Genomic DNA, 22,578 nt, shown 5'->3' with positions numbered 1-22,578 from the left:
CGGCGCCGAGCATGGCGAGCTGGATCGGCAGCTGCATCAGTTCGGGCAGTGCCTGTAGCACGACATCGAAGCCTTTCTGCTCGGTCAGCCGGCCGATGATGCCGACCAGGGTCTGCGAGCTGTCATAGCGCAGGCCCAGCTCGGCACTGAGCGCAACGCGGTTCGCAGCCTTGCCGGTGCGCAGGCTGGCGGCGGTGTAGGTCTGGGCCAGATGGCCATCGGTTGCCGGATTCCACACGGCATCGTCGATGCCGTTGAGGATGCCGCTGAGCCGGGGCGACAGATGTTCCAGCAGGCCATCGAAGCCGTGGCCGAAGCGCGGGCTGCGAATCTCGCGCGCGTAGTTCGGGCTGACCGTGGTGATCGCATCGGCCCAGTACAAGCCGGCTTTCAGCATCGACATCTGACCGTGGAATTCCAGGCCGTCGATTGCCCACCAGCCGGGCGGCAGGCCCAGCGCTTCGAAGGCGCTGCGCGGGAACAGGCCGCTGTAGGCCAGGTTGTGGATGGTGAACACGAAGCGCGGCGAAGGATCGCGCAGCTTCAGCCAGGCCGCGGTCAGGCCGGTCTGCCAGTCATTGCCGTGAACGACGTCGGCCTTCCAGCCAGCGGTCGCTTCGCCCAATGCCAGCCGCGCCACGGCCTCGGCGAAGCAGCCATAGCGCCAGGCGTTGTCGGCCCAGGGCTGATGCTGCCGGGAGTGATAGGGATCGCCTTCGCGGCCGTACAGCGGCGGATAGTCGATCAGCCAGTGCAGCACTGCTGAGCCCGGCACGCGGCCTTGCCAGATCACGAACGGCTGGCCGCGCACCGTAAGCGTGCCGAGCCGGATCGGCGCTTCGAGCTTGTCCAGGGTGCCGCGATAGGCCGGCAGCACCACGCGAATGTCGACGCCGAGCGCCGCCAGCGCGCCGGGCAGGGCGCCGGCAACGTCGGCGAGGCCACCGGTCTTGACCAGCGGCAGCGCTTCGCTGGCCGCAAACAGAACCTTCATCAGGACTCCAGCATTTCCTTGGTGACCAGGGTCACGCCGGTCTTGGTCACATGGTAATAGCTGGCCGGGCCGCCGCTGTTTTCGCCGATCAAGGTGCCGTCCGGCACCACGCAGTTTTCGTCGATCACGGCCTTGTTGATCACGCAATTGCGGCCGACGGTGACGCCGGGCAGCAGGACCGATTGGCTGACCTTGCTGCCGGTCTCGACCCGGCTGTTGTTGAACAGCACCGAATTGCGCACTTCACCACCGGCGACGATGCAGCCGGCGCTGACCATCGAATCGACCGCGTAGCCGCGCTCGCCCGGCTTGTCGAGGATGAACTTGGCCGGCGGCAGCTGGGCGGCGTGCGTCCAGATCGGCCAGCGCTGGTCGTAGAGGTTCAGCTCCGGCAGCACGTCGGTCAGTTCCAGGTTGGCCTGCCAGAACGCGTCGACAGTGCCGACATCGCGCCAGTAACCTTGCTTGCTGCTGTCGTAGAGATCGCGGAACGGATAGGCGTAGACCGCCGCTTCGGCAATCGCCTTGGGGATGATGTCGTGGCCGAAGTCGTGGCTGGATTCGCTGACGCCGGCATCGCGGTTGAGGAAGTCGAGCAGGAAGCGGGCATCGAACACGTAGATGCCCATGCTCGCCAGCGCGGCGTCGGACTTGCCGGGCATCGGCTGCGGATTCTTCGGCTTCTCGTCGAAGCGGACGATGCGCTTGTCCTCGGCGATGGTCATCACGCCGAACTCGGTCGCATCCTTGAGCGGCACTTCCAGACAGCCGACCGTGACCTGCGCGCCGGTGGCCACGTGCTGCGCCAGCATCGGGCCGTAATCCATCTTGTAGATGTGATCGCCGGCCAGGATCAGCACATGCGCCGGCTCGTGGGCACGGATGAACGGAATGTTCTGGTACACCGCGTCGGCCGTGCCGGTGTACCAGCTCATGCCTTCGCTGCGCTGTTCGGCCGGCAGCAGTTCCACGAACTCGCCGAACTGGCCGCGCATGAAACCCCAGCCCATCTGCAGATGACGGATCAGCGCGTGGCTCTTGTACTGGGTCAGCACGCCGACCCGGCGCACGCCGCTGTTGATGCAGTTCGACAAGGTGAAATCGATGATCCGGAACTTGCCGCCGAACGGCACGGCCGGCTTGGCGGTATTGGCGGTCAGTTGCATCAGCCGCGAACCGCGGCCACCGGCCATCACCAGAGCCAGGGTTTCGCGCGTGGCGCGGCTGACGAAACGCACTTCAGGCTGCGTGGACAAGAACGCTGTCTCCTCTGCATGTGTTGGGATTATGACCGCCGCGGATGACGCTGACGGTGCCGTTCATCACGGCCATTGCCATTTTGGGGCTGGCGGCTTTGCTGCAGGCTGCGCACCGCTGTGGTGCGACGGCACGATGCATGCGAATTCGATGCCATGGACGATCGCCGCCGCTGCCGGCCCTGATCACCGTTCCGCCGTGTGAACATCGGGCGCATCGTGACCCACCGAATTCCCAATACTGATGAGCCCAGCCGTCACCCCGCCGACACGATGTCCCGCGCCACTGCTCGGCGAACTCGATCTGCACCTGTTCGCCGAAGGCCGCCACCATGAGCTCGGCCGGGTCATGGGCGCGCAGCCGATGATCGTCGACGAACTGCCGGGCGTGCGTTTCGCGGTCTGGGCGCCGAATGCCCGGCAGCTTGCCGTGGTCGGCGATTTCAACGGCTGGGACGGCCGCGCCCATGTCATGCAGCTGCGGCCCGAGGCCGGCATCTGGGAACTGTTCATCGCCGGTCTCGAAGTCGGCGCCTTGTACCAGTTCGAAGTCATCGACCGCGATGGCGCCCGCGTGCTGAAGGCCGATCCGTTCGCTCGTCAGACCGAAGTGCCGCCAGGCACGGCTTCGATCGTGGCAGCCGCGTCAATGCCGGTTGCGCCACTGGCGGACCGCGGCAAGCGCCAGCGCCGCGATGCGCCGATCGCGATCTACGAAGTCCACGCCGGTTCCTGGCAGCGCAACGATTTCGGCAGCGGGCCAGCACCGGACTGGGATCAGCTTGCCGAGCGCCTGGTGCCCTACGTCGCCTCGCTGAACTTCACCCACATCGAGCTGATGCCGGTGATGGAATATCCGTTCGGTGGCAGCTGGGGTTATCAGCCGCTGAGCCTGTACGCGCCGACCGCGCGCTACGGCACGCCGGAAGCCTTCGGCCGCTTCGTCGCCGCCTGCCATGCCGCGGACCTCGGCGTGATTCTCGACTGGGTGCCAGCGCATTTCCCGGCCGATGGCCACGGCCTGCGCCGTTTCGACGGCACCGCGCTCTACGAGCACGAAGACCCGCGCGAGGGCTATCACCCGGACTGGAACACGCTGATCTACAACTACGGCCGCAACGAGGTGCGTGGCTTCCTGATCGGCAGCGCGCTGCACTTCATCGAGCATTACGGCATCGACGGACTACGTGTCGACGCGGTCGCCTCGATGCTGCACCGGGATTACTCGCGGCCGGCCGGCCAGTGGATACCGAACGTCCACGGCGGCCGCGAGAACCTCGAAGCGATCGCCTTCGTCCGCGAACTGAATGCCGTGGTCGCCGAGCGCTGCCCGGGCGCGATCGTGATCGCCGAGGAATCGACCTCCTGGCCCGGCGTCACTGCCGACACGTCTGCTGCTGGCCTCGGCTTTGCTTACAAGTGGAACATGGGCTGGATGCACGACACCTTGCAGTACTTCGCGCGCGATCCTGCGCAGCGCCGCTGGCATCACGCCGACATCACCTTCGGCCTGACCTATGCGCATGCCGAAGCCTTCGTGCTGCCGCTGTCGCATGACGAGGTCGTGCATCTGAAGAAGGCGCTGGTCGCCAAGCTGCCCGGCGATGCCTGGCAACGCCACGCCGGCCTGCGCGCTTACTACGGGCTGATGTGGGCGTATCCGGGCAAGAAGCTGCTGTTCATGGGCGGCGAGATCGCCCAGGAACGCGAGTGGAATCACGACAGCCAGCTGGACTGGGCGGGACTGTCTGATCCGAAGAAGGCCGGCTTGCAGCGCTGGGTCGGCGATCTCAACGCGCTGTACCGCAGTGAACCGGCGCTGCATCGTGGCGACTGCGATCCGCGCGGCTTCCGCTGGGTGGTGGTCGATGACACTGTCAACAGCGTCTTCGCCTGGCTGCGCTTCGATCCGACAGGCGCGGCGCCGGCCGTGCTGATGGTCTGCAACTTCACGCCGCGAGTGCTGCATGGCTATCGCGTCGGCGTGTCGAAAGCCGGTGTCTGGCAGGAGCGCTTGAACAGTGATGCCGCGCGCTACGGCGGCAGTGATGTCGCCAACGTTGGCGATCTTGTAGCGCTCGACGGGCCCAGCCACGGCTGGCCGGCCAGCCTCTCCTTGAGCCTTCCGCCGCTCGCCTGTCTGCTGCTGGTGGCCCAGTCTTGACCGGCCTCAGCACGTCGCAGCGGCGCCTCGATCCCGGCCAGCCGTATCCGCTGGGGGCGACCTGGGACGGCAGCGGCGTCAACTTCGCGGTGTTCTCCGCGCATGCGGAAAAGATCGAGCTGTGCCTGTTCGATGCTTCCGGCAAGCGCGAACTGGAACGCCTGGCGCTGCCCGAATGCACCGATCAGGTCTGGCACGGCTATCTGCCGAACGCGAAGCTCGGCCAGCTTTACGGCTACCGCGCGCACGGCCCCTACGAGCCGCAGCGCGGCCATCGCTTCAACCCGCACAAGCTGCTGCTCGATCCCTACGCGAAGCAGCTGGCCGGCGCGCTGGTCTGGTCCGATGCGCTGTATGGCTATCGCGTCGGCTCCGCCCGGGTCGATCTGTCCTACGACCGCCGCGACTCAGCGCCCGGCATGCCGAAAGCGGTGGTCTGCGAGCAGGTGATGGAGTGGGGCGACGATCGCCCGCCGAACGTGCCGTGGTCGAAGACGGTGATCTACGAAGCCCACCCGCGTGGCCTGACCATGTCCCGCTCCGATCTGCGTGCGCCGGAGCGTGGCACTTTCGCTGCGCTCGGTGATCCGCGGACGATCGACTACCTGCTGAAGCTCGGCATCACCGCGGTCGAACTGCTGCCGATCCACGCCATCGTCCAGGACCGCGTGCTGCTGGCCAAGAAGCTGCGCAATTACTGGGGCTACAACCAGCTTTCGTACTTCGTGCCGGACCCGCGCTACCTGACTGATGGTGGCGGCGAAGGCGGTCTGCGCGAGCTGCGTACGGCGATCCGCCGCCTGCACGCCGCCGGCATCGAAGTGATCCTCGACGTCGTCTACAACCACACCGGCGAAGGCAGCGAACTCGGCGCCACGCTGAGCTTCCGCGGCCTCGATCACGCCAGCTATTACCGGTTGCTGCCGGGCAACGAACGCCACTGCATCAACGACACCGGCTGCGGCAATACGGTGAACCTGAGTCATCCACGGGTGCTGCAGCTGGTGATGGATTCGCTGCGCTACTGGGTGCAGATGTTCCATGTCGACGGCTTCCGCTTCGATCTGTCGTCGACGCTCGGCCGCGAGCCGACCGGCTTCGATCCGGGCTCCGGCTTCTTCGATGCGATCCGTCAGGACCCGGTGCTGAACCGGGTCAAGCTGATCGCCGAGCCTTGGGACATCGGCCCCGGCGGCTACCAGCTGGGCCGCCATCCGCCCGGCTTCTCGGAATGGAACGATCGCTTCCGCGACGACGTGCGTCGCTTCTGGCGCGGCGACAGCGCGATGCGGCCAGCACTGGCGGCGCGGCTGATGGGCTCTGCCGATCTGTTCGATCACGACCGCCGCCGGCCGGCCGCTTCGCTGAACTTCATCACCGCCCACGACGGCTACACGCTCGCCGATCTGGTCAGCTACACCGAGAAGCACAACCTCGCCAACGGCGAGGACAACCGCGATGGCCACTCGGACAACCACGGCTGCAACTGGGGTGTCGAAGGCGAGAGCGACGATCCGGCCATCAACAACCAGCGCGGCCGCATCCGCCGCGCGTTGCTGTCGACCCTGCTGACCGCCCATGGCACGCCGATGCTGCTGGCCGGCGACGAGTTCGGCCAGACGCAGAGCGGCAACAACAACGCCTACTGCCAGGACAACAAGACCAGCTGGCTGGACTGGCAACGCGCCGACAGTGACGAAGGCCGCCTGCAGACAGCCTTCGTGGCGCGCCTGATCGCCGCGCGAAAAGCGCATGCGTCGCTGCGCGCCGAGCAATTCCTGCACGGCCAGAGTGAGCCGCTGCCGGGTATTGCCGACATCGCCTGGTTCGACGAACGCGCCGATGAGATGACACAAGAAGCCTGGCAGGACATGCACGGCCGTCGCGTGATCCTGCGCCGCGCGGTGCTGGCGGATGGTCCTGTCAGGGGCCAGCGCGAGGGTGGCATCGTCGATGTCAGTCTGGTGCTGGTCAATGGCTCGTCCGATGACGCTGCTTTCCTGCTGCCGGAGCCGCGTCTGGCATGGCGCCTGCTCACAGACAGTGCGGCACCCGACGCTGCGGAAACAATCGTCGAAGGCGATAGCCTGATCGTCGCCGCCTACAGCGTCGTGTTGATCACCGCGTCAGCCATGACCAAACCCACCGCGGACCTGCCACCGGAGCCTTGAACGATGTCCGCATTGCATGAACTCGCCATCGCTGCCGGTCTGGCGACGCACTGGATCGATTGGCAGGGCGTGCATCGCGAAGTCAGCCTCACCACCTTGCAGGCGGTGCTCGGCGCGCTTGGCTATCAGGTAGACGATGACCAAGCCTGTGCTCGGGAACTGCATCGGCTCAGCGCTGCACACGACAACGCGCGGCTGGCGCCGATGCTGGTGGTGCGGGCCGGCGAGACCGTCGAAGTCGGTCGCCTTGCTGACCAAGCCGCGCGTGCCTACACGCTGATTCTGGAAAGTGGCGCGACGCTGACCGGCAGCGCTGACTGCAACACGTACGGCGTTTGCAACATCGGCCCGTTCGACACGATCGGCTACCACGCGCTGAGCCTCAACGGCCAGCAAGTACAGCTCGCCGTGGTGCCGCCGTCTGCGTTCACCGTGCAGGATCTGGTCGGCGAGCGCCGACTCTGGGGCCTGACTGCGCAGATCTACTCGCTGCGCTCGGCCGGCGATGGCGGTATCGGCAGTTATGCCGGCCTGGCGGGCTTCGCGTGCAGCCTTGGCGAACGCGGTGCCGATGCGCTGGCAGTCAGCCCGGTGCATGCGCTGTTTGCGGCCGATGTCGAGCGCTTCAGTCCGTATTCGCCATCGAGCCGTCTGTTCCTGAATGCGCTGCACGTCGATCTTTCGGAAGTGTTCGGCCGTGCTGCCGTCGATGCCGCACTGGCTGCCGAAGGTCTGACCGAAGAAAGCGCTCGTCTCGAAGTCGAGCCACTGGTCGACTGGCCAGCAGCTGCGCGCATCCGGCTGCGGCTGGCGCGTGTGCTGCTCGCCGGTTTCGATGCCTTGCCGGAAACGTTGCGCGAGGACTGCGCGCGCTTCATCGCCGAGGGCGGTGCCAGCTTGCGCGATCACGCTCGCTTCGAAGCGCTGCAGGCGCACTTCCTCGCGCAGACGCCACCGCTGTGGCACTGGCAGGATTGGCCGGCGCCGTTCCGTGATCCGCTCAGCGCCGAAGTCGCCGCGTATGCCGATGCGCAGGCCGACGAAGTCGCCTTCCATCTGCGTCTGCAATGGCTGGCCGATCTGGGCTTGAAGGGCGCGCAGACTGCCGCGAAAGCCGGCGGCATGGCGATTGGCCTGATCAGCGATCTCGCGGTGGGTGCCGATGGTGGCGGCAGTCACGGCTGGAGCCGGCCGCAGGATTTCCTGCAGGGTCTGTCGGTTGGCGCGCCGCCGGATGCGCTCAATGCGCTCGGCCAATGCTGGGGTCTGACCGCGTATTCGCCGCGCGCCCTGATCGATGGCGCCTATGCGCCGTTCCTCGAACTGCTGCGCGCGCAGCTGCGCCATGCCGGCGGCCTGCGCATCGACCACGTCATCGGCCTCGGGCGTTTGTGGCTGGTGCCCGATGGCGCCGGGCCGCGCGAAGGCGCTTATCTGCAATATCCGATCGAAGCACTGTTCGGCCTGATCGCGCTGGAGTCATGGCGTCACCGCGCCGTGATCATCGGTGAGGACATGGGCACCGTGCCCGATGGCTTCCGCCAGCGCATGAGCCCGGCCGGCATTCTCGGCATGCGGGTGCTGTGGTTCGAGCGAGACTGGGGCCTGTTCATCGAGCCGGCGCGCTGGCCGCTGGACGTGGTCTCGATGACCACCACGCACGATCTGGCCACCGTCGCCGGCTGGTGGACGGCGCGGGACATCGACTGGCGTGCCCAGCTCGCGCTGTACGGCGAAGGCCAGGACGAAGCCAGCGACCGCGCCGGCCGCGAGATCGATCGCGGCAAGCTGTGGGCGGCCTTCGTCCATGCCGGTGCCGCAACGGGCGAGATGCCGGCGGTCGATGAACCGTCACGAGTCGTTGATGCCGCCTGTGCCTTCGTCGCCGCCACGCCGTCGCCGCTGGCCCTGATCCCGGCCGAGGACCTGCTCGGCGTCATCGAGCAGCCGAACGTGCCGGGGACGATCGACGAGCATCCGAACTGGCGGCGCCGGCTGCCGGGAATGGCGGCCGATGCGCTGCTGGCGTCGACGGTAGCGACCCGTATCAACCGGATCGCCGGCCGACGACAGCAGCGATGACGGTCGGCGGGGCGAGGCAGCGGTATCGACGGCCTCGTTAACCAGGCCTTGCGTCCCTTTCAGACCGCTTTGCGGGTGAGCTTCACCATCATCTTCGAGTAGCCGCGCACGAAGTTGGACTGCACGATTTCCGGCTCGGCCAGCACATCGATGTGTTCGAAGCGTGCGAGCAGTTCCTCCCACAGGATCTTGAGCTGCAGTTCGGCCAGGCGATTACCCATGCAGCGATGCACGCCGAAGCCGAAAGCCATGTGCTGGCGCGCATCGGGGCGGTCGATGATCAGGGCATCCGGCTGATCGAACTTGCGCTCGTCGCGGTTGCCGCTGGCGTACCACATCACCAGCTTGTCGCCCTTGCGGATGAACTGGCCGCCGAGCACGGTGTCCTGCGTGGCGACACGGCGCATGTAGGCCAGCGGGGTCTGCCAGCGAATGACCTCCGACACCATGTTCGGGATCAGGCCCGGGTTGGCCTTGAGCTTGGCGAACTCCTTCGGAAACTTGTTGAACGCATAGACGCCGCCGCTCATGGAATTTCGCGTCGTGTCGTTGCCGCCGACGATCAGCAGCGTCAAGTTGCCGAGGAACTCCATCGGCCGCTTGATCAGATCGCGGGTATCCGGGCTGGACTGCAACAGGGTGATCAGATCGAAGCCCGGCTGTTCGCCGGCAGCCAGGCGCGCGGCCTTGTCGTGCCAGAGCTGGGCAAACTGCCGCGCCATCTCAGGAATGCCTTCGAAGATCTCGTCGGCTGTGGAGGTGCCGCCGGTGGCCTCGGTGCTGCCGGAGATGAGGTCCGACCAGAACACCAGCTTGTGGCGCTGCTCGTACGGGAAATCCAGCAAGGTGGCGAGCATCCGCGCGGTCAGCTCGATCGACACCCGCGGCACCCAGTCGAAGGCTTCGCCGACTGGCAGTTCGTCCAGCACTTCCTGCACGCGGCTGCGGATCAGCGACTCCATCTCCTGCAGATTCTTCGGCGCGACCACGCCCTGCACGGCAAGGCGCTGGCGATCGTGCCGTGGCGGGTCCATGGCGATGAACATTTCAAGCGCCAAGCCATCGGGCGTCTCGCCCATGATGATGAACGGCTCGGCCGAAAAGCGCTCGTGGTCCTTGTCGACGGCGAGGATGTCGTCGTAGCGGGTGATCGACCACACGCCACCGAACGGCGTTTGGCCCTGCCAATGCACCGGGGCTTCGTCGCGCAGGCGCTGGAAGTAGGACTTCCAGACACCCTGGCGATACAGAAAGGGGCTGGTCACATCGATGCGTTCAAGCGGCAGGCTGTCCACCGCCGGCAACGGCGTTTCGACCAACGGCAGCGGCGGCGGACGCTTGAGCACGCGGCGCCGGGCCTTCTGGAACAGGTGCATGCCCTTGATCTGCAGATCCATCGGCACCGTGGCCTGCACTTTGTCCAAGGCGCGGGTGAGTTTCTCGTCGACCCACTGCTGGGTGGTGTTGTTCATGGCGCGCGCTCCGGTGGTGGGCTCAGAACTGATGTTCGGGAACTTGCAGGCGCAGGCCGTCGAGGGCTGCCGTGGCGATGATCTGGCAGGCCAGACGCGAATGCGGCTGGCGGTCGACCGCCATCGACAGCATGCGTTCCTCCTCGGCGTTGGCCGGTGCCAGCCGTGCGGCCCAGGCGGCATCGACGATCACGTGGCAGGTGCCGCAGGCGCAGCTGCCGCCGCAGTCGCCATCAATGCCCGGCACCGCATTGGCCCGTGCCAGATCCATCAAGTTGCTTCCCTCGGTCAGCGGCACATCCCGAGTGGTGCCGGTGTGCTGCGCGAATCGGATGATGGCCACGTGCTGCATGCTCCTGATAGGCGGCCCTCGCGGGCCTTTGGGTCCACCTATCTTGTGCCCGGGGCGCTGCCTGGCCTATGTTCCGGGTGTGCCATAAAATTGTGAGAACAGCTCAGTTGCGTATCGCCATTCCCTATCGTGAGCCGCAGATGACGGCGCATATCCTTGCGCAGCTGCTCGATTCGCCGGTGCTCGACGCCGACGCGATCGCGCGCTTTCACGCGCTGATGCAGCGCGAAGGCTGCGAGCTGACGGCGATGGTGCGGCAGGGCGTGCAGACGCCGCTGCGCTGGTTCCGCGAGGTGTTCCCGGCGCTCGACGCCGATCAGGCCGCCCTGCTCGGCCATGCCGCCGGCGAGCAGGCGCGGCTCACCTCGTACTCGCCGTTGAGCCTGTCGCTGGTCAGTGCCGCGACGATCCAGGAGGTCATGCGCCTGCTCGCCTTCCTGCCACTGCTCTCCAACAGCCTGTCCGCGCGCCTGGTGGAGCGCGACACCGATACCGCCGTCGTGCTGACGGCCGCATCCAGCGATCCGGTGCTCGACCGCTTCCTGGTCTTTTACTGCGCGGCAGCGATCAACCGCCTGCTGCAACTGCTGTCAGACCAGCCACACGGCCTTGCCATCGACATTGCCTGGCCACGGCCGGCCGGCTTTCAGCAGCAACCGGCCGGCGGCACCGACGGCTTTCGCTTTAATGCGCCGCGCCACCAGATCGTCGTATCCCGCGCCACGCTGCAGGCCGCCTGCCGCTTCGCCGATCCGATCGCCTACCAGACAGAGTTGGCCGGATTACAGGCGCGGATGGCGACTCTTGGTATCGGCGACGACATCACCGAGCGACTACGCAGACTGCTGGACACCCATCGGAGCCTGATCTCCATCGAAGAGGCCGCCCCGACGCTGCACCTGTCGGTGAGCACGCTGAAGCGTCGCCTCGCCGAAGCCGGCACAAGCTTTCGCGCGCTCCGTGAATCCGTGTTTCAGCACCGCGCCATGCTCCTGCTCGCCGACCGGTCGCTGTCGCTCGAATCGATTGCGGACATGCTCGGCTACAGCGATCTGGCCAACTTTTCGCACGCCTTCAAGCGGTGGACCGGGGTGTCGCCCGGTGTCTTCCGCCGGAGTTCGTCCGAGGCTTCCGCGCGATAGGCATCGCGACCATCAGGCGCGGATCGCGCAGGTACGAGGACGCTAGCTGATGCGCGCAGGTTCAGTTCCTCGCGGAAGCGGGTGCTGTGGTTCGAGCGCGACTGGAGCCTGTTTATCGAGCCGGTGCGTTGGCCACTGGACGTGATCTCGATGAGCCCGACGCATGATCCGGCCACTGCGCCCCTTGCTTCGGCGAAGACATTCGAGGATTGCCTGATCGCCGACCCCATGGCGCACATCGCCGCCCTGCGCCGCGCCGGCTGAGCGGCGGTCAAGCCAGCAGGCGCTGTCCCGCCCAGATCAGCGCCAGCAGCGTGATCGCCAACGACCCCGGCATCACGATCCAGCGCCGCCAGGACGCATGCCGCCGCCAGCGGAAGGTCAGCAGCAAGGCCAGCGCGATCACGGTCAGCTGACCGAGTTCGACGCCGACATTGAAGCTGAGCAGCGCGCCGAGAAAGTTCGACGGTGGCAAGCCTAGTTCCTTGAGCGCGGCGGCGAAGCCTAGGCCGTGCAGCAGGCCGAAGGCGAAGACCATGAGCACGCGACTGCGGGTGGCGCGATCACCACCGGCACGCAGATTCTCGATGCCGATCCAGGCAATCGACAGCGCGATCAGCGGCTCGACCACCGACGCTGGAACTCGCAGCGCGCCGAAGCTGGCCAGAATCAAGGTCAGCGAGTGGGCGACGGTGAAGGTGGTCACCAGCACCAGCAGGCTGCGCAGCTTGCGCGTGCCCAGGTAAAGCCCGACCACGAACAGCAGGTGATCGAGACCGCGCGGGATGATGTGCAGGAAGCCGAAGCGCAGGTAACGCGCCAGCGTCTGCCATGTTGGCTCTGGCTCCGATACGGCCGCGATCGACGCGGCACTCAGTGGGAACAGCGGGCTCAACTGGCCGGCGACCAGCCAGCGAGTCATGCGGCCGCCGTTGTCCGGCCGCTGCAGGGTCAGCGCGATCGGTTCCTCGAACGCGAACGTGGGATCGAAGCTCAGTTGCAGCGCGCCGTTGCCGGCATTGGTGGGCAGTTGGCCGCGCAGCTGAATCTCCGTCATCGGCCAGGCGACCGGACTAAGGAATTCGGCTTCGGGCAAAGCGGCCGGCAGCTGCACTTCGCTGACTTGCAGCGGAATCGCCGCAGCATCCAGCCGTACCTCGATGGCCTGCGTCAGCTTGCTCAGCAGCGGCGCGAGCGCGGCATCGTTCAGCGGCGTGGCGGCACGACTGAACTGGTAGTAGGCCGCGCCACCGCCGGCTGCGCGAGTCAGGTCCAGCGACAGGTCGACGACGATGCTGCCGTCGGCACCCAGGTTCACCTGCACGCGCGTCATGTTAAGCAGATGCGCCTGCAGCGACGTGCTGATCAGCCATAGCAGCAACGCCGCGGACAGGTGCGCAACGGCGCGCATCGCCGGCTACCAGATCACCGCATGGGTCTCGCCGGTGACCACATTGACGAAGCCGCCCGGGTTGCCGTCATAGGGCGCGACCAGCTGCCATTTCCACGGTGAGGCGGTCAGGAAAGCGAAGCGCATGCGGTCCGGCAGGCCGGGGTTGTTGATCCAGTCCATGGCATCGGCGGCCTGATGCAGGTGTTCCATCTCGGCAGCGACTTCGTTGACCGGCCGCGCCGTCATCAGCCCGCCGATGTCGAGCTGCACCTTGGCGACGACCTTGCCTTCGCTGACCAGCGCCCAGCCGCCATGCATGCCGGCGATGGTGTTGACGGCGAGCGCCATCGCGGCATCGTCGTTGCCGGCGACCCAGATGTTGTGCAGATCGTGCGACTGCGAGCTGGCCAGCGCGGCGCCCGGCGTCTTCGGCCCGACGTTGCGCCAGAACATCTTCGAGACCGCCCCGGTATCGTGGTAGCGGTCGACCAAGGCGACCTTGATGATGCCGCGCGCCGGATCGGCGACGACGCTGCCGTCGGCCTGCACCGGCAAGGTGTCGGTGATGAATTCGGGCGCGAACCAGAACGGTTCCATCAGCGCGACGTTCACGTCCTTGCGGCCGGCGGGTGCCGCGATGCGGAAGTCGGCAGCGCCGATCTCGCGGCCGAGCTTGATCGTCTGCAGCGCCCAGTCCGGGTAGTCGATCTTCGGGATCGGCAATTGGTACTCGGTGCCCTTGCCGGCGAGTTTGCCGTTGGCATAGACGCGGCTGATCGCCACCGTCTTCGGATCGCTGAGCAGCACCACGTCGGCGTAGCGGCCGGGCGCGATCGAGCCGACCAGATGCTCGATGTGGAAGTGCCGCGCGGTGTTGTAGCTGCCGAGCTGGTAGGCGATCTCCGGCGCCAGGCCGGCTTCGATCGCGGTGCGGATGTTGTAGTCCATCGAACCGAGCTGCTGGGTGGCGAGCACGTCGCGGTCGTCGGTGGTCACCGAGATGTTCGACCAGTCCTGCAGGTTTTCCTTGAGCAGCAGCGGAATCAGCACCCGGGTGAGATCGACACGCGATTCGATGAAGACACCGCGGCGCAGCTTGTCGAAGGCTTCCTGCGGCAACCGCGCTTCGTGATCGGAGGCGAGACCGGCCGCTGCGAAGGCGTTGATCTCCTCGGCCTTGACCAGCCCGCCGCCGTGACCTTCGACAACGCCGTCGTGATCGACCGTCACCTGGATCATTTCCCAGATGCGCTGATGAGCACCATTGTTCGGATCGTTGACCGCCGGCCAGTCCATCACTTCGCCGAGCGAGATCACCCGCTGATCCGCTTCCATGAACGCCGACATCTCGCGGTAGCCGTAGTAGCCGCCGCCGTGCTCGTAGACCGTTGGCGGCGTCGCCGAGCCGATCGACGGGAAGATCTTCAGCGGGCTGCCGGCGCGTTCGGCGCGCAGCCAGAAATCGACGTTGTGGTCGCCGATCACATTGGAGATTTCGTGGCTGTCCTCGACCGTCCAGGTGTTGCCGTGCGGGATCACCAGCGCGGCTTCGTATTCGGGCGTCAGGTAGGTGCTCTCGATGTGCTTGTGCGATTCGCCGAAGCCGGGCACCGCCCATTCGCCGCTGGCATCGACGGTCTCGGTGGCCGTGCCGGGCCAGCCGCCCTGCGGCCCGACCCAGGCGATCCGCGAGCCCTTGATGACGATGTCCTGCGCCGGCAGCCATTCGCGGGTGACCACGTTCAGCACCTTGGCGCCGCGCAGGATCAGATCGGCCGGCTCGCGCGCCAGCGCCACCTGCACCAGTTGCTGGCGGGTGCGGATTTCCTCGCTGAACACATGGGCGGGTGCTGCAGCGCTGGCGGCGGGCGAGGGCGCTTCGGCCCGTTTGCCGCAGCCGCTCAGACCGAGGATCAGGGCCGGCAGCAAGGCTGCCAGCAGGCGATGAGGTTTCATGGACACGGTATTCCCGATGCTGAAGGTGGACGGCGCGAATGCGCCTTCCCTCGCTACAGGCAATAGGCATACCGCCCGCGGCGCACCGTCCTACCCGTGTGTGTAGGGGAGGTCCGGGTAGCGCCTGTTAGCGTCGGTCCCTCAAACAGCAGTCCCCCAAGAACAGCAGAACAATAGCGAGGAGAAGACGGCATGGCGCGAGTCAGTAACAAGGTGGCTTTGGTCACCGGCGGCGCGAAAGGAATCGGCGAGGCTTGTGCTTTGCTGCTGGCGAAGGAGGGCGCGAAAGTCGTGGTCAGCGACCTCGATATCGCGGCCGGCGAGAAAGTGGTCAAGGCGATTAAGGCTGCGGGCGGCGAAGCGATCTTCATCCAGCAGGACGTGACCGATGAAGCCAGCTGGCCGACGGCGATCGCGGCCACCGTCGAACGTTTCGGCGCGCTGCATGTGCTGGTCAACAACGCCGGCATCGCGATTCCCGGCAGCGCCGTGGATGCAACGCTCGCGGATTGGCGCAAGACCATGGCGGTCAATCTCGATGCCGTGTTCCTCGGCACCAAGTACGCAATTCCGGTGATGACCGGCAAGAACGGCTCGATCATCAACATCGCGTCGATCGAAGGCATCGTCGCCGATCCGAATCTCGCGGCCTACAACGCCAGCAAGGGCGGCGTGCGCATCTTCACCAAATCGGCGGCCCTGCACTGCGGCAAGAACGGCCTCAAGGTGCGCGTCAATTCGGTGCATCCGGGCTATATCTGGACGCCGATGGTCGAGGATTTCCTGAAGTCGATCGGCGATGTCGCCGAAGGCCGTGCCGGGCTCGACAGCCTGCATCCGATCGGCCACGTCGGCGATGTCATGGACGTCGCTTACGGTGTGCTGTATCTGGCCAGTGACGAGTCCAAGTTCGTGACCGGCTCCGAGCTGGTCATCGATGGCGGCTATACGGCGCAGTGAGCCGTTGTGCGTAGCTTCCCAAAATCAAAAATCACGATCGCGTAGCGAGGAGAAGAAAGATGAGCAACCCCTTTCGATTGGATGGCAAGGTCGCGCTGGTCAGCGGCGGTGCCCGCGGTATCGGCGCCGCGGTGGCCGAAGCGCTGGCGGCCTCCGGTGCTGCGGTACTGGTGACCGACGTGCTGGACGCTGTCGGTGAAGCCACGGTGGCGCGCATCCGCGCCGCCGGCGGCAAGGCCGAATACTTCCACCATGACGTGACCGTCGAAGCGCAGTGGGAACAGGCCGTCGCGGCAGCGGTCGCCAAGCTCGGCGGCCTTCATGTGCTGGTCAACAATGCAGGCATCGAGACTGCTGCGCTGATCACCCAGTGCGAGGTAGATGACTTCAAGCGGGTCATGGAGGTCAACGTCACTGGCGTGTTCCTCGGCATGAAGCACGCGCTGCGGGTGATGAAGCCGGGTGCCTCGGTGATCAACCTGTCGTCGGTCGCCGGCATCATCGGCACCACGGCGCATGTCGCCTATCACGCGTCCAAGGGCGCGGTGCGCCTGATGACCAAGGCGGCGGCGATCGAGTGCGCGGCACTCGGTACCGGCATCCGGGTCAATTCGATCCACCCCGGCGTCGTCGATACCCAGATGGGCACGAACTTCGTCCAGGACTTCGTCAAGCTTGGCCTGGCGCCAGACTATGCAGCGGCCGAAGCGGCGATCAAGGGCCTTCATCCGATGGGCTTCGGTGAGCCCAGCGATGTCGCCAACGCGGTGATCTATCTGGCAAGCGACGCCACCAAGTGGATGAATGGCTCGGAGCTGGTGATCGATGGCGGTCTGACCGCGCAGTAACGTTCAGCTTCCGGGACCGATCCGATCGGTCCCGGAATCAGGGCCTTACCAGCGTCGGCTCACTTCCAGCACGATCGCGAACACACCGTAGCCTTCGCGAGCATTGGTGAACGGCTGGGCGGGGTTGTTCGCCGCTTCCGACTTGCCGGGCTGGAACTGCACGGCCGAAGAGATTTCCCAGTGCTTCGACAGGATGCGGCGGAAGCCAGCGTTGAATTCCAGTTCCTGGGTCAGATTGATCGTCGGAGTGACGTTCTCGTTCGGGATCGGGTTGCGGGCGAGGTTGATGCCCACCATCACGCGGGTTTCCGGGCTGGTGTCATAGGCCATGCCCAGCGCGAACACGAACTGGTCGCGGAAATTCAACGCCTGCACCAATTGCACGGTCGCCGGCACGGCGGCGTCGGTGCTGCTCGGGCCACGCGCGTCGAGCACCACGTTGTTGGCCGCGCCGGACCAGTTCAGCCAGGTGACTTCGGTGGAAATCAGCACGGTCGGCGTGGCCTGCCAGGCGATGCCGACGCCGAAGTCTTCCGGCAGCGCAAAGCCCTTGACCGTGGCATCGCCATAGCGCACAACGCCCTGGTCGATGGCGGTGTAGTTGACGCTCAATTCGCCGCCTTCCAGCTTGAGCTTGTTGACCGTCGCATAGGTGGCGCCGATCTTCACCGTGTCGGTCACCTGATACAGCAGGCCGACGCGGCCGTTGTAGCTGACGCCGTCGGCACCGTCGAGCCGCAGGCCATAGAAAGCGGATGCGGCGTCCGAAGTCTTCGGGTAGAGCTTCTGGCGGAGCGACGCGTACGAGGCGTTGAGCGCGAGGCCGAGGCTCAAGCGGGGCGTGACCTGCCAGCCGAGGCCGGTGGCCAGTTTGGTGACGCCGAAGATCGCGGAGTACTCGTCGGTGGTGCCGAACACCGTCTTCATGTCCTCGTATTCCGAACCGGCACCGCCAGCGACGAACATGCCGATGCCGAAGCTCAGATCGGGCCGGAACAGCTTGGTCGAATAGCTGGAATTCAGCAGCATGCCGTACGGCTGATCGGTGGTCTGATTGACGTTCAGATCATCCGAATGGTGGTAGCCGAAGGTGACGAACGGGTGGAGCGAGGCATCAAACCGTGACCCGGGAATCTGGGTCAGGTTCGCCGGATTGAGCACCACCGCCGTCGTGCTGCCCGGCACGGCGATGTCGGCACTGCCCATTGCCAGCGATTGCGCGCCGATGCCGGTGACGTTGAGGCCATTGCCCGCCCAGGCCGGATTGAGCAGCGCGGAAGAGGCGGACAGCAGCAAGGCTCCGGTACGCGGCGTTGGCAGTTTCATCAATGTTCCCTGATCGATTCCGTCCCGAAGGCGGATCTGTTCTGTGGTTTGACGGGCGCGACCACGGCCGGTCAGCTGTGGGCATTCATCAGTCGTCGTGTAAACGATTTATGAACACGAAGTTCAGTATGACTGATTGCCCAATGCTGCAGAAGCCGCGCGTGACGGCCTCAGCGCCCACAGACTCAGATTCAGGAAAGCCAGAGGTTGACCGGCACTTTCGCCTGATGCAGCACGGCGGCGATCGGCCATTGCAGCGGATCGTTCTCGGCCAGCGCGCGCTGGTAGACGGCGAGTTTGCTGGCGCCGCTCAGCGGCAGGTGGATGCAGCGGCTGTCGAGCAAGGCCGGCAGGCGCAGGCTGATTCGCTGATGTGGTGCGGTCAGCGGCGTGATCGCCGCCAGCGTGGCCGGATCGTCCATCAGCAGCGCGGCAGGCAGGCCGCTGGTGCCGGGAAACAGCGAAGCGGTATGCCCGTCTTCACCCATGCCAAGGACGACGACGTCGAACGGCCGCGGGACCGCCGCCAGCGCCGCACTGCTGGTGGCCAGTCCTGCTTCCGCAGTTCCGAATGCGGATTTCAGCGGCACGAAACGGGCAGTGGCGGCGGCATCGCGCAGCAGATGTTCGCGGAGCAGGCGCTCGTTGCTGTCGGCGGAAGAGGGTTCGACCCAGCGTTCGTCGGCAAGCGTGATCCAGACCTTGGACCAGTCCAGCGGCAGCACACGAAGAGCAGCGAAGAACGGAATCGGGCTCTTGCCGCCGGAGACCACCAGCGAGGCGACGCCGCGCTCGAGCAGCGCGTCGGCCAGCTGCGTGGCGACCAGCGCGGCGAGCGTTTCGGCTGCCGTCGCGGCATCGTCGAACTGGTGCTCGATGCGATTTTCGATGTTCTTGCCGTTCTCGATGGGGGCCATGCTCAGGTTTCCTCCTTCCAGCTCAGACCATCGCGAACGATCAGAGCGCTCGACGCCGTCGGGCCCCAGGTGCCTGACGAATAGGTCTTCGGCGCATCGGAACTGGCCGCCCAGGCGGCGTGGATCGGGTCCACCCACTGCCAGGCGGCATCGAGTTCATCGCGGCGCATGAACAAGGTGAGGTTGCCGCTGATCACGTCCATCAGCAGGCGTTCGTAGGCGTCCCACTGGCGGGTCTTGAAGGTTTCCGCGAAATCCAGATCGAGCTTGACCGGCTTCACCCGCATGTCCGCGCCCGGCACCTTGGCCAGCACGTGCAGTTCGATGCCTTCGTCCGGCTGCAGACGGATCACCAGCCGATTGACCGCGCCGGCATCATTGCCGGGCAGGATGGCGTGCGGCACGGCGCGAAAGTTGATGACGATCTCCGACATCCGCTCCTGCATCCGCTTGCCGGTGCGGATGTAGAACGGCACCCGCGCCCAGCGCCAGTTGTCGACATCGACCCGCATCGACACGAAGGTTTCGGTGGTCGAGCCTTCGGGGATGCCGGTTTCGTCGAGATAGCCGGGCACCGCCTTGCCGTCGATCGCTCCTGCGCGGTACTGGCCGCGGACGATCTTGTTGCGCACGTCTTCCGGCGTGAACGGCCGCAGCGCGCGCAGCACCTTCAGTTTCTCGTCGCGGATCTCGTCCGGGTCGATCGACGACGGCGGTTCCATGGCCATGATGCAGAGCAGTTGCAGTGCGTGGTTCTGCACCATGTCGCGCAGTGCACCGTAATGGTCGTAGTACTCGCCGCGATCGCCGACGCCGACCGTTTCCGCCAGGGTGATCTGCACGTCGCGGATGCTGGCGCGATGCCACAGCGGCTCGAAGATCGAGTTGCCGAAGCGCAGCGCGATCAGGTTCTGCACCGTTTCCTTGCCGAGGTAATGGTCGATGCGGAAGATCTGCGGCTCGCGGAAGATCCGGCCGACCGCTTCATTGATCGCGGTGGCGCTTTCGAGGCTGAAGCCGAGCGGTTTCTCCAGCACCACACGGCTCAGATCGGTGACCAGCCCGGCCTTGGCCAGGTTCTCGCAGATCGCCGCGAACAGGCTGGCGGCGGTCGACAGATAGAACACGCGCACGCGATCGGCCGAGTCGGCGAGAGTGCGGGCCAGCAGGCCGTAATCGTCCGGATTCAGGCCGTCGAGCGACAGATACTCGATGCGGGTGGAAAAGCGCTGCCAGCCCGCTTCATTGAAATCCTTGGCCGGAATGAAGCGTTGGAAGGCCTCATGGACCAGCTCCAGATAGGCCGCGGTTTCCATCGGCTGCCGCGACACGGCAATGATCCGCCAGCCGCTGCAATCCTTGGTATCGCGATGTCGGTAGTACAGCGCCGGCAGCAGCTTGCGCAGCGCCAGATCGCCAGTGCCGCCGAAGAAAACCAGATCGAAGCAGGGTGCTTGTGCCATGGGGTTCCTGAGTTGTTGACCGCTTTTGCATCGTTCTTGCAGTGCTATCTTGCCTGCCCTAGGCCACCGAGTATCGCTAGCTGTTTTCCTGCCATCCGATCGGTGTGCATCACGGAGTGATCATGTCGTTGAATCCGGTCGTTGCTGCGGTTACTGCACGTATCCGGCACCGCAGCCAGGCGCTGCGGGCCCTTTATCTGAAGCGCATCGATGCCGCGCGCGAATCCGGCACGGCGCGTGGCCGTCTGGGCTGCACCAATCTCGCCCATGCCTTTGCCGCATCCGACAGCGGCGACAAATCGCAGCTGCGCGCCGGCCGCTGGCCGAATCTGGCGATCGTCTCCGCATACAACGACATGCTGTCCGCGCACCAGCCTCTGGAGCGCTACCCGGCGATCATCAAGCAGGCTGCGCGCGAGGCCTTTGCCGTCGCCCAGTTCGCGGGTGGCGTGCCGGCGATGTGCGATGGCGTCACCCAGGGCGAGCCGGGCATGGAGCTGAGCTTGTTCTCGCGCGATGTCATTGCCATGTCGACCGCGATCGCGCTCAGCCACAACACGTTCGATGCCGCGCTGATGCTCGGCATCTGCGACAAGATCGTGCCCGGCCTGGTGATCGGCGCGCTGAGCTTCGGTCATCTTCCTACGGTCTTCGTGCCGGGCGGGCCGATGCCGTCCGGCCTGCCGAACGACGACAAGGCCAAGGTCCGGCAACTGTTCGCGCAGGGCAAGGTTGGCCGCGATGCGCTGCTGGAATCCGAGGCGCAGAGCTATCACGGCCCCGGTACCTGCACTTTCTACGGCACCGCGAATTCGAACCAGATGCTGATGGAGGTCATGGGCCTGCATCTGCCCGGTGCCGCCTTCGTCAATCCGAACACGCCGCTACGCGATGCGCTGACCGCGGCCGCCGCCAAGCGCGTTGCCGCGCTGACCACGCTCGGCGATACCTACACGCCGATCGCCGCGATCGTCGACGAGCGCGCCATCGTCAACGCCATCGTCGGCCTGCATGCCACCGGCGGTTCGACCAATCACACGATCCACCTGATCGCGATGGCGCGCGCCGCCGGCATCGTCATCGACTGGGATGATTTCTCCGATCTGTCCGGTGTGGTGCCGTTGCTGGCGCGCATCTACCCGAACGGCAAGGCCGACGTGAACCATTTCCATGCCGCCGGCGGCATGGGCTATCTGATCCGCGAACTGCTGGCCGCGGGCCTGCTGCACGGCGATGTCCAGACCGTGGCCGGGCCGGGGCTGGCTGCCTATGCCCAGGAGCCGTTTCTCGATGGCGACGGCAAGCTCGTCTGGCGCGACGCGCCGGCGGTATCCGGCGACGACAGCGTGCTGCGCCCGGCCTCGAATCCTTTCAGTGCCGATGGCGGCCTGCGCCGGCTGACCGGCAACCTCGGCCGCTCTGTCATCAAAGTGTCGGCGGTGAAGCCGGAACATCGGATCGTCGAAGCGCCGGCACTGGTCTTCGATTCCCAGGAAGCGGTGCAGGCGGCGTTCAAGCGCGGCGACCTGCGTCGCGATTTCGTCGCCGTGGTTCGCTACCAGGGCCCGCGTGCGAACGGCATGCCGGAGCTGCACAAGCTGACGCCGCCGCTGGCGGTGCTGCAGGACGAAGGTTTCCATGTGGCGCTGGTCACCGATGGCCGCATGTCCGGCGCATCCGGCAAGGTGCCGGCGGCGATTCATGTGTCGCCGGAATGTCTGGCCGGCGGCGCGCTGGACCGGGTCCGCGATGGCGATCTGATCCGTCTCGATGCCGAGGCCGGCACGCTGGAAGCGCTGGTCGACGCCGCCGAGTGGGCGGCGCGGCTGCCGGCGACGGCCGATCTGTCCGGCAACGAAAGCGGCATGGGGCGCGAGTTGTTCGCGTCGGCACGGGCGATGGTCAGCACGGCGGAAACCGGCGCAGTGATCTTCGGCGGCGGGTTGGCACCGCCGGCGGTGACGGCCGATCTCTGGCCGGTGGAGCATGAGAATCCGAGCGCTGAATAGAGGTTGATTGGGGCTTGGGCAGGGGCTGAACAGGGCGGGCAGTGGATCTTCGAATCCACGCCATAAGAACGAA

The 22,578-nt window shown here is 65.9% G+C and carries 17 protein-coding genes; 8 read left to right on the top strand and 9 right to left on the bottom strand.

The window, feature by feature from the left end; all coding sequences use genetic code 11:
• Together Q0D45_RS05860 and glgC are read right to left on the bottom strand one after the other, a co-directional pair.
• The coding region (locus tag Q0D45_RS05860; RefSeq protein WP_293389790.1) for a glycogen synthase at nt 1-994 on the bottom strand (994 nt) is incomplete at its 3' end.
• Entirely contained in the window at nt 994-2,250 is a 1,257-nt protein-coding gene (gene glgC, locus Q0D45_RS05855; protein ID WP_293389787.1) for a glucose-1-phosphate adenylyltransferase, read from the bottom strand. The genes Q0D45_RS05860 and glgC, both read right to left, overlap by 1 nt.
• A 244-nt stretch (nt 2,251-2,494) precedes the next feature.
• On the opposite strand from glgC, the gene glgB reads away from it, so the two are divergent.
• The 3 genes from glgB to malQ are packed head-to-tail and all read left to right on the top strand — an operon-like array spanning nt 2,495 to nt 8,667.
• Complete coding sequence (gene glgB / locus Q0D45_RS05850; RefSeq protein ID WP_293389784.1) at nt 2,495-4,414, top strand: 1,4-alpha-glucan branching protein GlgB; 1,920 nt, start codon at nt 2,495-2,497, stop codon at nt 4,412-4,414.
• Nucleotides 4,411-6,585 (top strand): glycogen debranching protein GlgX, encoded by a 2,175-nt coding sequence (gene glgX, locus Q0D45_RS05845; RefSeq protein ID WP_293389781.1) that lies wholly within the window; start codon nt 4,411-4,413, stop codon nt 6,583-6,585. Before glgB ends, glgX begins: the two co-directional genes overlap by 4 nt.
• Before the next feature lie 3 nt (nt 6,586-6,588).
• Nucleotides 6,589-8,667, top strand: a complete 2,079-nt coding sequence (malQ, locus tag Q0D45_RS05840) for a 4-alpha-glucanotransferase (RefSeq protein WP_293389779.1) — start codon at nt 6,589-6,591, stop codon at nt 8,665-8,667.
• 59 nt (nt 8,668-8,726) lie between these two features.
• On the opposite strand, the gene Q0D45_RS05835 is transcribed toward malQ, so the two are convergent.
• Both Q0D45_RS05835 and Q0D45_RS05830 read right to left on the bottom strand, forming a co-directional pair.
• Nucleotides 8,727-10,139, bottom strand: a complete 1,413-nt coding sequence (locus Q0D45_RS05835) for a cytochrome P450 (protein WP_293389778.1) — start codon at nt 10,137-10,139, stop codon at nt 8,727-8,729.
• A gap of 22 nt (nt 10,140-10,161) precedes the next feature.
• Nucleotides 10,162-10,482, bottom strand: a complete 321-nt coding sequence (locus Q0D45_RS05830) for a 2Fe-2S iron-sulfur cluster-binding protein (protein WP_293389776.1) — start codon at nt 10,480-10,482, stop codon at nt 10,162-10,164.
• A gap of 149 nt (nt 10,483-10,631) precedes the next feature.
• On the opposite strand from Q0D45_RS05830, the gene Q0D45_RS05825 reads away from it, so the two are divergent.
• Complete coding sequence (locus Q0D45_RS05825; RefSeq protein ID WP_293389773.1) at nt 10,632-11,633, top strand: AraC family transcriptional regulator; 1,002 nt, start codon at nt 10,632-10,634, stop codon at nt 11,631-11,633.
• 81 nt (nt 11,634-11,714) lie between these two features.
• Nucleotides 11,715-11,897, top strand: coding sequence for a hypothetical protein (locus Q0D45_RS05820; protein ID WP_293389770.1), 183 nt, complete (start codon nt 11,715-11,717; stop codon nt 11,895-11,897).
• A 7-nt stretch (nt 11,898-11,904) separates the two neighbouring features.
• Here the strand turns inward: Q0D45_RS05820 and Q0D45_RS05815 are convergent, their stop codons facing one another.
• Both Q0D45_RS05815 and Q0D45_RS05810 read right to left on the bottom strand, forming a co-directional pair.
• Nucleotides 11,905-13,044, bottom strand: coding sequence for a HupE/UreJ family protein (locus tag Q0D45_RS05815; RefSeq protein WP_293389767.1), 1,140 nt, complete (start codon nt 13,042-13,044; stop codon nt 11,905-11,907).
• Nucleotides 13,045-13,050: 6 nt separating this feature from the next.
• Nucleotides 13,051-14,982, bottom strand: a complete 1,932-nt coding sequence (locus Q0D45_RS05810; RefSeq protein ID WP_293389764.1) for an adenine deaminase — start codon at nt 14,980-14,982, stop codon at nt 13,051-13,053.
• A 192-nt stretch (nt 14,983-15,174) separates the two neighbouring features.
• On the opposite strand from Q0D45_RS05810, the gene Q0D45_RS05805 reads away from it, so the two are divergent.
• Together Q0D45_RS05805 and Q0D45_RS05800 are read left to right on the top strand one after the other, a co-directional pair.
• Nucleotides 15,175-15,942, top strand: a complete 768-nt coding sequence (locus tag Q0D45_RS05805) for a glucose 1-dehydrogenase (protein WP_293389762.1) — start codon at nt 15,175-15,177, stop codon at nt 15,940-15,942.
• 59 nt (nt 15,943-16,001) lie between these two features.
• The gene (locus tag Q0D45_RS05800) at nt 16,002-16,790 is read left to right on the top strand and encodes a glucose 1-dehydrogenase (protein WP_293389759.1); all 789 of its coding nucleotides are present in this window, start codon (nt 16,002-16,004) and stop codon (nt 16,788-16,790) included.
• A gap of 45 nt (nt 16,791-16,835) precedes the next feature.
• Here the strand turns inward: Q0D45_RS05800 and Q0D45_RS05795 are convergent, their stop codons facing one another.
• From Q0D45_RS05795 to zwf, 3 genes are all read right to left on the bottom strand, one after another.
• A complete protein-coding gene (locus tag Q0D45_RS05795) occupies nt 16,836-18,116 on the bottom strand; it encodes an outer membrane protein transport protein (protein WP_293389757.1) in 1,281 nt (426 codons plus the stop codon).
• 191 nt (nt 18,117-18,307) lie between these two features.
• The gene (pgl, locus tag Q0D45_RS05790) at nt 18,308-19,033 is read right to left on the bottom strand and encodes a 6-phosphogluconolactonase (RefSeq protein WP_293389753.1); all 726 of its coding nucleotides are present in this window, start codon (nt 19,031-19,033) and stop codon (nt 18,308-18,310) included.
• A 2-nt stretch (nt 19,034-19,035) separates the two neighbouring features.
• Nucleotides 19,036-20,496, bottom strand: a complete 1,461-nt coding sequence (gene zwf, locus Q0D45_RS05785; RefSeq protein ID WP_293389749.1) for a glucose-6-phosphate dehydrogenase — start codon at nt 20,494-20,496, stop codon at nt 19,036-19,038.
• Nucleotides 20,497-20,618: 122 nt separating this feature from the next.
• On the opposite strand from zwf, the gene edd reads away from it, so the two are divergent.
• Nucleotides 20,619-22,505, top strand: coding sequence for a phosphogluconate dehydratase (gene edd / locus Q0D45_RS05780; protein WP_293389746.1), 1,887 nt, complete (start codon nt 20,619-20,621; stop codon nt 22,503-22,505).
• The last annotated feature ends 73 nt before the right edge of the window (nt 22,506-22,578 follow it).

The organism is Nevskia sp. (genome assembly GCF_023266035.1).
Lineage (GTDB): Bacteria > Pseudomonadota > Gammaproteobacteria > Nevskiales > Nevskiaceae > Nevskia.
This window is presented reverse-complemented; position numbering and strand designations above follow the sequence as displayed.